The following is a 10,500-nucleotide window of genomic DNA, read 5'->3' on the forward strand; positions in this document are numbered from 1 at the left end:
GCTGCGGTGCGTCCGCTCGCGCACCAGGTCAGGGCACCTGGAAGGACACGTTCGGGTCACCTCAGGGCCACCGGCCTAGACTCGACAGCGTGCTCGACCTCCCTCCCCTCGCCCGCTTCGGCGGCCGTCTCGCCACCGGTCTCCTCGACGTCACCAGCGATCCCGCCGCCCTCGACTCCGAGGGATTCTGGGCGGTCTGCGCGGACTTCGAGGGCCGTCTGACCTGCGCACGCTTCGCGCGGGTACGGACCGAGCCGGTGCCCGCGCCCAGGCCGGGGGCGTGGCGGGGGCCCGCCGTCGGCGACTGGACGTCCTCGCTCGACCACGGCGCGTACACGGCGGGCGTACGGCGCATCCGCGCGCACATAGCCGCCGGCGAGGTCTACCAGGCCAACCTCTGCCGGGTGCTCTCGGCGCCCGTCGCTCCCGGTGCCGACGTGGACGCGCTCACCGCCCTGCTGGCCCGCGGCAACCCGGCGCCGTACGCCGGAACGATCCGGCTGCCCGGGCACGGCGTCGAGATCGCCACCGCCTCGCCCGAGCTGTTCCTGCGCCGGGACGGCCGCACCGTCGAGTCCGGACCGATCAAGGGCACCGGCCGGACCGAGGCCGACCTGCTGGAGAAGGACTACGCCGAGAACGTCATGATCGTGGACCTGGTCCGCAACGACCTGGGGCGGGTCTGCGCCACGGGCACGGTCACGGTGCCCGACCTGTGCGCCGTCGAGAAGCACCCGGGCCTCGTCCACCTGGTGTCCGCGGTGCGCGGCGAGCTGTCCGCGGACACCGGCTGGCCGGAGCTGCTCGACGCCGCCTTCCCGCCCGGCTCCGTCACCGGCGCGCCCAAGTCCAGCGCCCTGCGGATCATCGACGCGCTGGAGACCGCCCCCCGGGGCCCGTACTGCGGGGGCGTCGGCTGGGTCGACGCCGACCGGGGCACGGGCGAGCTGGCCGTGGGCATCCGCACCTTCTGGATCGACCGGGCCTCCGACGGCGCCGCGCGGCTGCGCTTCGGCACCGGCGCCGGCATCACCTGGGGCTCCGACCCGGAGGGGGAGTGGCGGGAGACCGAACTGAAGGCCTCCCGGCTGCTCGCGATAGCGTCGGGGGCGTACGAGGCGAACGGAACCGGAGAGGCGTTGGCGACGTGAAGATCTGGCTCGACGGCGGGTTGCAGGACATCGGGTCCGCCCGCGTCTCCGTCCTCGACCACGGGCTGACCGTGGGCGACGGCATCTTCGAGACGGTGAAGGCGGTGGACGGCAGGCCGTTCGCGCTGACCCGGCACCTGGACCGGCTGACCCGCTCGGCCCGGGGCCTGGGGCTGCCCGACCCCGACCTCGACGAGGTGCGCCGCGCCTGTGCCGCCGTCCTCGACGCCAACCCGATGCGGCTCGGCCGGCTGCGCGTCACCTACACCGGCGGCCACGGCCCCCTCGGCTCCGACCGCGGCGAGCACGGCCCGACCCTCGTCGTCGCCCTCGGCGAGGCCGCCCGCCGCCCCGACTCCACGGCCGTGATCACGGTGCCGTGGACCCGCAACGAGCGCGGTGCGCTCACCGGCCTGAAGACCACCTCCTACGCCGAGAACGTCGTCGCCCTCGCCCGTGCCCGCGAACGGGGCGCCTCCGAGGCGCTGTTCGGCAACACGGTGGGCCGGCTGTGCGAGGGCACCGGGTCGAACGTCTTCGTCGTCCTCGACGGCGAGATCCACACCCCGCCGGTCGCCTCCGGCTGCCTCGCCGGGATCACCCGCGCCCTGGCCGTCGAGTGGACCGGAGCCCGCGAGACCGACCTCCCGCTGGACGTCCTGGACCGCGCCGACGAGGTGTTCCTGACCTCGACCCTGCGGGACGTCCAGGCCGTGCACCGTATCGACGACCGCGAACTGGCGGGCGTTCCGGGACCGGTGACCGCCAAGGCCATGCGGATCTTCGAGGAGCGGTCCGGGGAGGACCTGGATCCGTGACCCCGAAGCCGTGACCCCCGAACCGCGACCCCGGATCGGTGAGCCGGAGCCGCGAAGGCGCCGATATTCGGCTGCCGTTCTCGTCCACGGTGGGTAGAACTGCCGTGATGACCACGACCCTGCGGCCGACCGAGCCGCTCCAGCGCGCCGCCGACGGGACCCGTTCGCGCCACTACCAGGTGTGCGTGAACAGCCGCCCCGTCGGTGTGCTGCACCTCGGCACCTCCTCCTCCCTCGGCGACTCGGTGGCCGTGATCCACGAGTTGCGCGTCGACGAGCCGGACCGCCGGCGCGGCCGGGGCACGGTGGCCGCGCTCGCCGCGGAGGAGGTGGCGCGTTCCTGGGGCTGCCGGCAGATCGAGGCGGGCGTCGCCGGCGACGCCGAGGCGGGCACCCGGCTCGCGCAGGCACTCGGCTACGTCCTGCGCAACCGCACCATGGCCAAGCCGCTCGGCGCCACCCCGCCCGCCCTGCCCGCGGGCAGCGGCGCACGGCCCATGACACCGGAGGAGTTCGCCGCCTGGCAGGCGTACCAGTCGGAGCGGTACGCCCGTACCTGGATGGAACGGGGCGTGCCCGAGGCCGACGCGCACGAGAAGGCCCGCCGCGACCACGAGGTGCTGCTGCCCCAGGGGGTGGACAGCGAGAACATGCTGTTCAGCGTGTTGGAACACGAGGGTGAGCGGGTCGGGATCCTGTGGCTGGCGCTGCGCGAGGACCGGGCCTTCGTCTTCGACGTCGAGGCCGACCCGCCCCACCGGGGCCGGGGCCACGGCCGCACCCTGATGCTGCTGGCCGAGACCCAGGCGATCGCCGCCGGCCATTCCCTGATCGGCCTCAACGTCTTCGCGGGCAACACCGCGGCCGAGCGGCTCTACGAGTCGCTCGGCTACGGGACCACGCGGTACATCTACTGCAAGCCGCTGCTGTGAACGGCGGGCGGCCCGTCCCGGCCCCGCCGCCGTTTCTCAGTCCCGCTGCTCGGCCAGCAGCCGGTCCGCGATCTCCTCGACGCGCTCGCGCAGCCCGTCCTGGCTCTTGCCGCCGTCGAGGCGCTCGCCGCCGATCACGTACGTAGGGGTGCCGGTCACGCCGATCGCCTTGCCCTCGGCCTGGTCGGCGTCGACGATCAGGATGTGCCGCCCGTCGATGAGCGCCGTGTCGAACTCCTCCGCGTCCAGCCCCAGTTCCCGGGCCACCTCGACCAGGAAGGGCTCGCCCGCACGGTCCAGCTCCGGGACCCGGTCCAGGACGGCCTCGGCGTACGCCCAGCCCCGGCCCTGGGCGAACGCCTCCTCGGCGGCCTGCGCGGCGGCGAAGGCGTGCTGGTGCTTCTCCAGTGGGAAGTGCCGCAGCCGCACGTCCAGGCGGTGGCCGTAGCGGGCGCGCAGGGCGCGGAGGTCGTCCAGGGCGGTGTGGCAGTCCGGGCACTGGAGCTCGCACCAGACGTCGAGGACGGGGGCGGCGGGACGGGCGGGTGAGGAGTCGCTCATGCCCTCCATCCTCCCAGCCCGCGGGATGCCGCCCCGACCGGGCTCGCACCGCGCCCCCGGCACCTGCGGAGGAGCCGACCCCGAGATCTCCCTGATCTCGGGCCCCCGGCATGGCCTCAGGGCGGGCGGACGGTGCAGGATGGAAGGGACGAAGTACTCATGCCCGACCGAGCCCAGCCCTGGAGGACCGGATGATTGCCGAGACCGTCTGCTCCGCGGTGTCCGCGGCGGGCCTGGGTATCGCGGCGGTCACCGCGTACCGCAAGCGCTTCCTCACCGCTGCCCGCGTCGCCGCCTACTCCCTGGTCCCGATCGGCCTGGTGATGACCGGAGTCGTCGAGTGGCTGGCCGACACGGCCTTCAGCCCGGTGGCCTGGGCGGGCTTCGGAGTGCTGGGCGTGGCCTGGGTGCTCTTCATGACCACGCGCGCCGTGGAGCGCCGCCGCGGCGGCACCCGCAAGGAGCGCAAGGAGGCCCGGGCCGCAGCTCAGCGCGACGCGGTGGCCCCCGGCGCCTCCGCCCCGTCCCTGGGGACCGGCTCCCGTCCGGCCGCCCAGCCCGCGTCCCGCCCGGCGAAGGCGTCCCGGGGCGGTGACGACGACTTCAGCGACATCGAGGCCATCCTCAAGAAGCACGGGATATGAGGCGCGGGGCCTGACGGCCGGCGCCCGGGGCTGAAACGACACAGCGGTCCGAGGCCGACAGCGCGCGCTCGGTAATGATCACGATTAGACCGGACATTGCGACATTCAACCAACACGCGGTCGTAACGGGCGTGTTGATCGCGTGGACCCCGCTCGCTGCGTCATCATCGCGGCGAGATGCCGGACACCACTCAGCTGGATTCCCAGCTGGACACGAGACAGAGCGAAACCGCGCGGGTGCAGGACGAACCACGCGGCTGCCTCTTCGCCCTATCCCAGCCACCGCTCATGATCTTCCTGGCGGTGATCGGGTGTCTGCTGCTCATGGCTTCGTTGCACGATCTGCTGTTGCTGTGAGCCGTACCCGCGCTCCCCGGCGTCACCCGCCGGGGGCCGCGTCGCCGTCCGCGCATCCGCGGCGGCACCGTCCCCGAGGGCGGCGTCAGCCCGCCGCCTCCTTGCGCCGGGCCCGGTAGGCGGCCACGTGCAAGCGGTTCCCGCAGGTGCGGCTGTCGCAGTACCGCCGCGAGCGGTTCCGGGAGAGGTCGACGAAGGCGCGCCGGCAGTCGGGGGCCTCGCACCGCCGCAGCCGCTCCTGCTCCCCGGCCACCACGAAGAACGCCAGGGCCATCCCGCAGTCCGCGGTGAGGTGGTCCGCGACGGAGGCGCCCGGCGCGAAGTAGTGGATGTGCCAGTCGTAGCCGTCGTGGTCGGTGAGCTGGGGCGTGGTGCCGGCGGCCGCGACCAGGTCGTTGATCAGTCCCGCGGCGGTCCGGGCGTCGGGAGCGGCGAAGACCGCCGCGAACCGTGCCCGGACGCCCCGCACCGCCGAGAGATCGAGGTCCGTGAGCACGCCGACCTCGCTGATCTCGTGCGTCGCCACGAATTCATGGAGCGCCGCGACGTCCGGCAGCCCGTCCGGAGTCGATTCGTCCTCCGGCACCGTGTTCACCAGATCCACCACGGTGTCGAGCGCGCACCGGGTGTCGTGGGTGATCAGCACGTTTCGCTCCCTGGCCTGGGGGTCGGGCGGACGCCCGCCGATGCTGGCCGATGGTAGTGGCTGGCGCGGCGGGCGAACCGGCCACGAGCGGACCAGCGTCCTCGGTCGCCCCTACAACGGCGGCCGGTCCGCCTTCGTTCCCCGGGGCCGCGCACACAGCGGCGCCGCCCCCGCGGAGATCCGCGGCGACGACGCCGTGTGTGCCGTATGCGGTTGTCCGAGCCCGTGCCGTCACCCCGAGTCGACGGCGACGGGCGGCTTCACGCGGGGCCCCGCCCTAGCTTTCCGCCAGGATGTGCGAGAGCTCCTGATCGAGGTCGAAGTGCCGGTGTTCCGTGCCAGGGGGCACGGCGGCGTCTGTGCGCTTCAGGAAGGACTCCAGGGCCCGCGCCGGGGCCTCGAGCAGTGCTTCGCCCTCCGGGGAGCTGAGAGCGATGCACACGACGCCCTGGCCGTGACTGCGGGACGGCCAGACACGGACGTCGCCGGTGCCTGTGGGGCGGTGGAGACCTTCGGCGAGGAGGTCGCGGGCGAACACCCACTCGACGGTCTCCTCGGCTCCGGTGTGGAAGGTGGCGTGCACGGCGTAGGGGTCGGCCGTGTCGTACCGCAGGCCTGCGGGGACAGGCAGGGAGGACTCGCTCGACACAACGAGGCGCAGGTGCAGCTCGCAGCTGACCGTGGTGTTCATAAGCGCCAGGGCCTTTCGCTCAGTGTGCGCTCGGGGATTCGCACGTCGGCGAAATCGACATGCCACCTACGGTGCCGTTGTAAACCCCTCTGAGTGTTTTGCGTGTGTTTACGTAACTCTTCCGGCCGAGAGATCGTTCGGGTCGTACGCCCATTCCGGTGACAGGTTTCGCTCCGGTAGTGTTTGGCCGTATGAACACGGGGAGTAACAAGCCCGGCGAGGCGGCCGTGGCGGCAGACCGTACGGGGACGGACGAGGCCACGGCCGAGCGAGCGCTCGGTTCGCGGGCGCCGGAATTCATCAAGGCGCGGCGTGCGCTGCACCTGAGCTGGCAGGTCGGCGTCTTCGTCGTCGGCCTCGCGGTCGTGGTGGCCGGCATCATCATGCTGCCGCTGCCCGGACCCGGCTGGGTGGTGATCTTCGGCGGCATGGCGATCTGGGCGACCGAGTTCGTCTGGGCCCAGTTGGTGCTGCGCTGGACCAAGCGCAAGGTCACCGAGGCGGCGCAGCGTGCCCTCGATCCGAAGGTGCGGCGCCGGAACATCATCCTGACCGCGATCGGCGTGGTGATCATCGCCGTGCTGGCCGGGATCTACCTGTGGAAGTTCGGCCTCCAGATGCCCTGGAAGATCAAGGACCAGTGATCGCCCGCGGGGGTCGCACATCGCGGTCCCCCGCTGGTCACGAGCGCCCCTGACATCGGGTAATGTTCTTCCTGCGTCCGGGCGATTAGCTCAGTGGGAGAGCGCTTCGTTCACACCGAAGAGGTCACTGGTTCGAACCCAGTATCGCCCACCGGATCATCAGGCGGCCCCGTTCACTCTCGTGAGCGGGGCCGCCTTCGTGTGCGGTGCCGCGGGCGCCCGGCACCCAGTCGGCCCGCCTTCACCCAACCGTGACCTTCCGTGCCGCCGTCCCCGGCGGTCCAGTGCGCGTTCGGCCCGTCGGTCACGCCCCGCCGACCTGTGGGTTCTGCGCGGTGGTGACCGGTGGGTTCCGGTCGGGCTCCGGCCTCGTCCCCGGCGGAGCCCGTGAATTCCTGTCCGAATCATTGACGCGCCCCTGGGCCCTCCGTACCTTGTGCCAGCAAGCGCTTACTTGAAACGATTCATGAAGCGAACGCGACGTCGCGGGGAGGCTCGTATGCAGCAGGGCGGGAATGCGGAGCGGCAGGCCGGGAGGCGGACGATCCTCAAGGCGGCGGGGGCCTCGCTGGCCGTCGCGGGACTGGGTGCCACGGCCACCGCGTGCGGCGGCGGGAGCGGCTCGGGGGACGGAACGGTGACGATCCGTTACTCCTGGTGGGGTGCCGAGGACCGGGCGGAACGCATCAACAAGACCATCGCGCTCTTCGAGAAGAAGTACCCGAAGATCAAGGTCAAGACCGACTTCCAGCCGTACACCGACTTCTGGAAGAAGTTCAACACCCAGGCCTCCGGGGGGAATCCGCCGGACGTCTTCCAGAATGCCATCGGATTCCTCCGCAAATACGACGCCAAGAATGTCCTCCTCGATCTCGGTGAGCAGGTCGAGGCGGGAAATCTCTCCATGGACGGCTTCCGTGCGGGCCTGGACAAGTTCGGTGAGATCGACGGAAAACTCCTCGGCGTGCCCGTCGGGTCCAACTCGATGGCCCTGGTCATCGACAAGCCCGTCTACACCCGGGCCGGCATCAAGCCCGGACAGGGCTGGACGTGGGACGACTTCGACGAGGCGATGACGAAGGTCCGCGACAAGACCGGCCGGGCCGGTGACAGCGGCATGTACGGCGTCATGTACCTCTACGACCTGTACCTGCGTCAGAACGGAAAGGCGTTCTTCACCGAGGACGGACTCGGCTTCACCGAGGCGGACCTGACCACCTGGTGGACCAAGGCGGAGAAGGGCGTGAAGTCCGGCCTGTTCGCCGACCCCAAGAAGGTCGCCCAGATCAAGCCCAAGTCGGCGCTCTCCGCGGAACTCGCCGGCAGTGAGTTCACCTGGGACAACTTCACCGTCCGCTACACCTCCGAGGGCAAGAGCGAGTACGGTCTCGCGCCGATCCCCACCACGGACGGCAAGCGGACCGGTCAGTACCTCGGCTCCCTGATGCTCAGCGCCTACAAGCGCACCGAGCACCCCAAGGAGGTCGCCCAGTTCATCGACTTCATGGTTCACGACCCCGAGGTCGCCAAGATCATGGGCTACGACCGCGGTGTCCCCACCACACAGGCCCAGTACGACGCCTACCAGCCGACCGATCCGGTCAACAAGGCCATCGCCGCCTACGAGGAGTCGCTCGTCGCGGCCGGCGTCCTGGAGCGGATCACCCCGCACCCCAACGGGGCCGACATCTGCGAGGCCGCGTTCCTGCGCATCGCCGAGGAGATGGCGCTCGGCTCGCGGTCCGTCGAGGACGCGGTCAAGCAGTTCTTCACCGAGTCGAAGACGGCACTCGCCGGCTGATGGGAAGCGCCGTGACACACGCCCCCGCGCTGGAGGGCCGGACGGACTCCGGGCCGCGGCACGGCCCGGTGAAGGCCCCGCGCCCCGCCGGGCTGAAGCGGCGGAGCCGCCGGGAGAACCTGGCCGGCTACCTCTTCATGTCTCCCTGGATCGCCGGGTTCCTGCTGCTGACGGCCGGCCCGATGGTCGCCTCGCTCTACTTCGCGTTCACCGACTACAACCTGTTCGACGCGCCCAGGTGGATCGGCCTGGACAACTTCTCCGAGATGTTCGGCGACCCGCGCTGGCGCCACTCGGTCCGCATCACCCTGTGGTACGTCGTGGTCGGTACCCCGATCAAGCTGATCGCGGCGCTCGGGGTCGCGCTGCTGCTGGCACAGAGACGGCGCGGACAGGCCTTCTACCGGGCCGCGTTCTACGCGCCGTCGCTGATCGGCGCGAGTGTGTCCGTCGCCATCGTGTGGAAGGCGATCTTCTCGGACGACGCGGTCGTCGACCGTACCCAGCAGTTCTTCGGGATCGACGCCGGCGGCTGGACCGGTGACCCGGAACTGATCATCTACAGCCTGGTGGCGCTCACCGTCTGGCAGTTCGGCGCCCCGATGGTCATCTTCCTGGCCGGTCTGAAGCAGGTGCCGCGCGAGCTGTACGAGGCGGCCGACGTGGACGGCGCGGGGAAGCTGCGGCAGTTCTGGAACATCACCCTGCCGATGATCTCCCCGGTCCTCTTCTTCAACGTCCTGCTGGAGACCATCCACTCCTTCCAGATCTTCAGCTCCGCCTACATCGTCGGCGGCGGCGCCGGGGGCAACGCCTGCGGTCCGGCGGACGGCACCATGGTCTACACCTGCTACCTGTACGTCCAGGGCTTCGAGAACAGCCGCATGGGCCTGGCCTCCGCCATGGCCTGGATGCTGCTCGTCGCGGTCGCCCTGGTCACCGCGGTGCTGTTCTGGTCCCAGAAGCGCTGGGTGCACTACGAGGAGGGCGGCCGATGAGCGCGCAGGCCACCGATGTCACACCGGCCACCGAAGCCCCGCCGGCCCCGTCCACCAGGGCGGCCGCGCTCCGGCGCGGGCTGCCCGGATCGCTCGCCTGGCACCTCGGGTCACTGGCGATCCTCGCCGTGATCCTCTACCCGGTGCTCTGGGTGATCGGCGGCTCCTTCAAGGAGAGCGGCGACATCGTCGGCAGCCTGGACCTCTTCCCGGGCGACCCGATCACGTCCAACTACACGAGTCTCGCCGACGGCATCGCGGACATCTCGATCTCCACCTTCTTCGTCAACTCGCTCTTCCTCGCCGTCGGTTCCGTGATCGGGATCGTGGTGTCCTGCTCGCTGACGGCGTACGCCTTCGCGAAGATCAGGTTCGCCGGCCGCAACCTGCTCTTCACGCTGATGATCGGCACGCTGCTGCTGCCGTACCACGTGCTGCTGATCCCGCAGTACGTGCTCTTCCGCAACCTGGACATGATCAACACGTACACCCCGCTGCTGCTGGGGAAGTACCTGGCCACCGAGGCGTTCTTCGTCTTCCTGATGGTGCAGTTCATGCGGAACCTGCCCAGGGAGCTGGACGAGGCCGCCCGGCTCGACGGCTGCGGGCACTTCCGCATCTACTGGTCGATCGTGCTTCCGCTGTGCCGGCCGGCGCTGATCACCAGCGCGATCTTCACCTTCATCAACTCCTGGAACGACTTCATGGGCCCGCTGATCTACCTCAACGAGCCCGGCAAGTACACGATCTCCCTCGGCCTCAAGATGTTCGTGGACCAGGAGGGCCTGGCGAACTACGGCGGCATGATCGCCATGTCGCTCGTCGCCCTGCTGCCGGTCCTCGCCTTCTTCCTGGCCTTCCAGCGCTATCTGATCGACGGCATGGCGACGTCCGGCCTGAAGGGCTGAGGTGGGATTCCGATGACCGAAGCGCGTGCCGGGGCCCGTACGGAGCCGGGGGAGTCCCGGTTCGCCCAGGGCTTCGCCCTGTTCGCCGAGTGCCTGCTCACCGGCGTGTGGATCGCGGTGGCGGCACTGCCGCTGGTCACCTATCCCGCCGCGTTCGCGGCCGGCGCGCGGCACCTCGGGCGCCGGCTGGCCCACGAGCGCGGCGGCTGGCGGGAGTTCGTCGCCGACTTCCGGGCGGCGGTGCGCCACGGGTGGCTCGTCGGGGTCGCCGGCTGGGCCGCCCTGGCGGTGGTGTGGGTCGACGTGCGTGCCGTGCGGGACGGTCTGCCGGGCGGTCCGCCGGTCGGCG

At 70.9% G+C, this 10,500-nt stretch carries 12 protein-coding genes, 1 tRNA gene and 1 pseudogene; 11 read left to right on the plus strand and 3 right to left on the minus strand.

Annotated features, from left to right (window positions below; all coding sequences use genetic code 11):
* The first annotated feature begins 89 nt into the window (after positions 1 to 89).
* From BZZ08_RS21735 to BZZ08_RS21745, 3 genes are all read left to right on the plus strand, one after another.
* Positions 90 to 1,151: a chorismate-binding protein gene (locus tag BZZ08_RS21735; RefSeq protein WP_104633918.1), complete on the plus strand. Its 1,062-nt coding sequence runs from the start codon at positions 90 to 92 to the stop codon at positions 1,149 to 1,151.
* A complete protein-coding gene (locus BZZ08_RS21740) occupies positions 1,148 to 1,969 on the plus strand; it encodes an aminotransferase class IV (RefSeq protein WP_104633919.1) in 822 nt (273 codons plus the stop codon). The genes BZZ08_RS21735 and BZZ08_RS21740 overlap by 4 nt, the downstream gene beginning before the upstream one ends.
* Before the next feature lie 107 nt (positions 1,970 to 2,076).
* The gene (locus BZZ08_RS21745) at positions 2,077 to 2,901 is read left to right on the plus strand and encodes a GNAT family N-acetyltransferase (protein ID WP_198601619.1); all 825 of its coding nucleotides are present in this window, start codon (positions 2,077 to 2,079) and stop codon (positions 2,899 to 2,901) included.
* A gap of 36 nt (positions 2,902 to 2,937) precedes the next feature.
* On the opposite strand, the gene BZZ08_RS21750 is transcribed toward BZZ08_RS21745, so the two are convergent.
* Positions 2,938 to 3,462: a DsbA family protein gene (locus BZZ08_RS21750; protein WP_104633921.1), complete on the minus strand. Its 525-nt coding sequence runs from the start codon at positions 3,460 to 3,462 to the stop codon at positions 2,938 to 2,940.
* 191 nt (positions 3,463 to 3,653) lie between these two features.
* Here BZZ08_RS21750 and BZZ08_RS21755 point away from each other — a divergent pair, with 191 nt between their 5' ends.
* Positions 3,654 to 4,106 carry a hypothetical protein gene (locus BZZ08_RS21755; protein WP_104633922.1) on the plus strand — a complete coding sequence of 151 codons (453 nt, stop codon included), beginning with the start codon at positions 3,654 to 3,656 and terminating at the stop codon, positions 4,104 to 4,106.
* Between the two features lie 177 nt (positions 4,107 to 4,283).
* Complete coding sequence (locus BZZ08_RS21760) at positions 4,284 to 4,463, plus strand: hypothetical protein (protein WP_003977283.1); 180 nt, start codon at positions 4,284 to 4,286, stop codon at positions 4,461 to 4,463.
* A gap of 85 nt (positions 4,464 to 4,548) precedes the next feature.
* Here the strand turns inward: BZZ08_RS21760 and BZZ08_RS21765 are convergent, their stop codons facing one another.
* On the minus strand, positions 4,549 to 5,109 hold the full coding sequence (locus tag BZZ08_RS21765) for a CGNR zinc finger domain-containing protein (RefSeq protein WP_104633923.1): 561 nt from the start codon (positions 5,107 to 5,109) through the stop codon (positions 4,549 to 4,551).
* Between the two features lie 277 nt (positions 5,110 to 5,386).
* Positions 5,387 to 5,800 (minus strand): SsgA family sporulation/cell division regulator, encoded by a 414-nt coding sequence (locus tag BZZ08_RS21770; RefSeq protein ID WP_004002642.1) that lies wholly within the window; start codon positions 5,798 to 5,800, stop codon positions 5,387 to 5,389.
* Between the two features lie 191 nt (positions 5,801 to 5,991).
* Between BZZ08_RS21770 and BZZ08_RS21775 the strand changes: the two genes are divergently transcribed.
* The 6 genes and pseudogenes from BZZ08_RS21775 to BZZ08_RS21800 all read left to right on the plus strand — a co-directional run.
* Positions 5,992 to 6,444, plus strand: coding sequence for a TIGR02611 family protein (locus BZZ08_RS21775; protein WP_104633924.1), 453 nt, complete (start codon positions 5,992 to 5,994; stop codon positions 6,442 to 6,444).
* A gap of 79 nt (positions 6,445 to 6,523) precedes the next feature.
* Positions 6,524 to 6,595, plus strand: a tRNA-Val gene (locus BZZ08_RS21780).
* 348 nt (positions 6,596 to 6,943) lie between these two features.
* Entirely contained in the window at positions 6,944 to 8,245 is a 1,302-nt protein-coding gene (locus BZZ08_RS21785; RefSeq protein WP_104633925.1) for an ABC transporter substrate-binding protein, read from the plus strand.
* Positions 8,245 to 9,243 carry a carbohydrate ABC transporter permease gene (locus BZZ08_RS21790; RefSeq protein ID WP_198601620.1) on the plus strand — a complete coding sequence of 333 codons (999 nt, stop codon included), beginning with the start codon at positions 8,245 to 8,247 and terminating at the stop codon, positions 9,241 to 9,243. The genes BZZ08_RS21785 and BZZ08_RS21790 overlap by 1 nt, the downstream gene beginning before the upstream one ends.
* Positions 9,240 to 10,151, plus strand: coding sequence for a carbohydrate ABC transporter permease (locus tag BZZ08_RS21795; protein ID WP_104633926.1), 912 nt, complete (start codon positions 9,240 to 9,242; stop codon positions 10,149 to 10,151). The genes BZZ08_RS21790 and BZZ08_RS21795 overlap by 4 nt, the downstream gene beginning before the upstream one ends.
* A gap of 12 nt (positions 10,152 to 10,163) precedes the next feature.
* Positions 10,164 to 10,500, plus strand: a pseudogene (locus BZZ08_RS21800) (hypothetical protein); the annotation flags it as partial.

Source organism: Streptomyces sp. MH60, from assembly GCF_002939385.1.
Lineage (GTDB): Bacteria > Actinomycetota > Actinomycetes > Streptomycetales > Streptomycetaceae > Streptomyces.

Coding starts and splice junctions, on each gene's coding strand:
- BZZ08_RS21745 (WP_198601619.1), top strand. CDS start 2,077: ATGACCACGACCCTGCGGCCGACCGAGCCGCTCCAGCGCGCCGCCGAC.
- BZZ08_RS21750 (WP_104633921.1), bottom strand. CDS start 3,462: ATGAGCGACTCCTCACCCGCCCGTCCCGCCGCCCCCGTCCTCGACGTC.
- BZZ08_RS21755 (WP_104633922.1), top strand. CDS start 3,654: ATGATTGCCGAGACCGTCTGCTCCGCGGTGTCCGCGGCGGGCCTGGGT.
- BZZ08_RS21760 (WP_003977283.1), top strand. CDS start 4,284: ATGCCGGACACCACTCAGCTGGATTCCCAGCTGGACACGAGACAGAGC.
- BZZ08_RS21770 (WP_004002642.1), bottom strand. CDS start 5,800: ATGAACACCACGGTCAGCTGCGAGCTGCACCTGCGCCTCGTTGTGTCG.
- BZZ08_RS21775 (WP_104633924.1), top strand. CDS start 5,992: ATGAACACGGGGAGTAACAAGCCCGGCGAGGCGGCCGTGGCGGCAGAC.
- BZZ08_RS21785 (WP_104633925.1), top strand. CDS start 6,944: ATGCAGCAGGGCGGGAATGCGGAGCGGCAGGCCGGGAGGCGGACGATC.
- BZZ08_RS21790 (WP_198601620.1), top strand. CDS start 8,245: ATGGGAAGCGCCGTGACACACGCCCCCGCGCTGGAGGGCCGGACGGAC.
- BZZ08_RS21795 (WP_104633926.1), top strand. CDS start 9,240: ATGAGCGCGCAGGCCACCGATGTCACACCGGCCACCGAAGCCCCGCCG.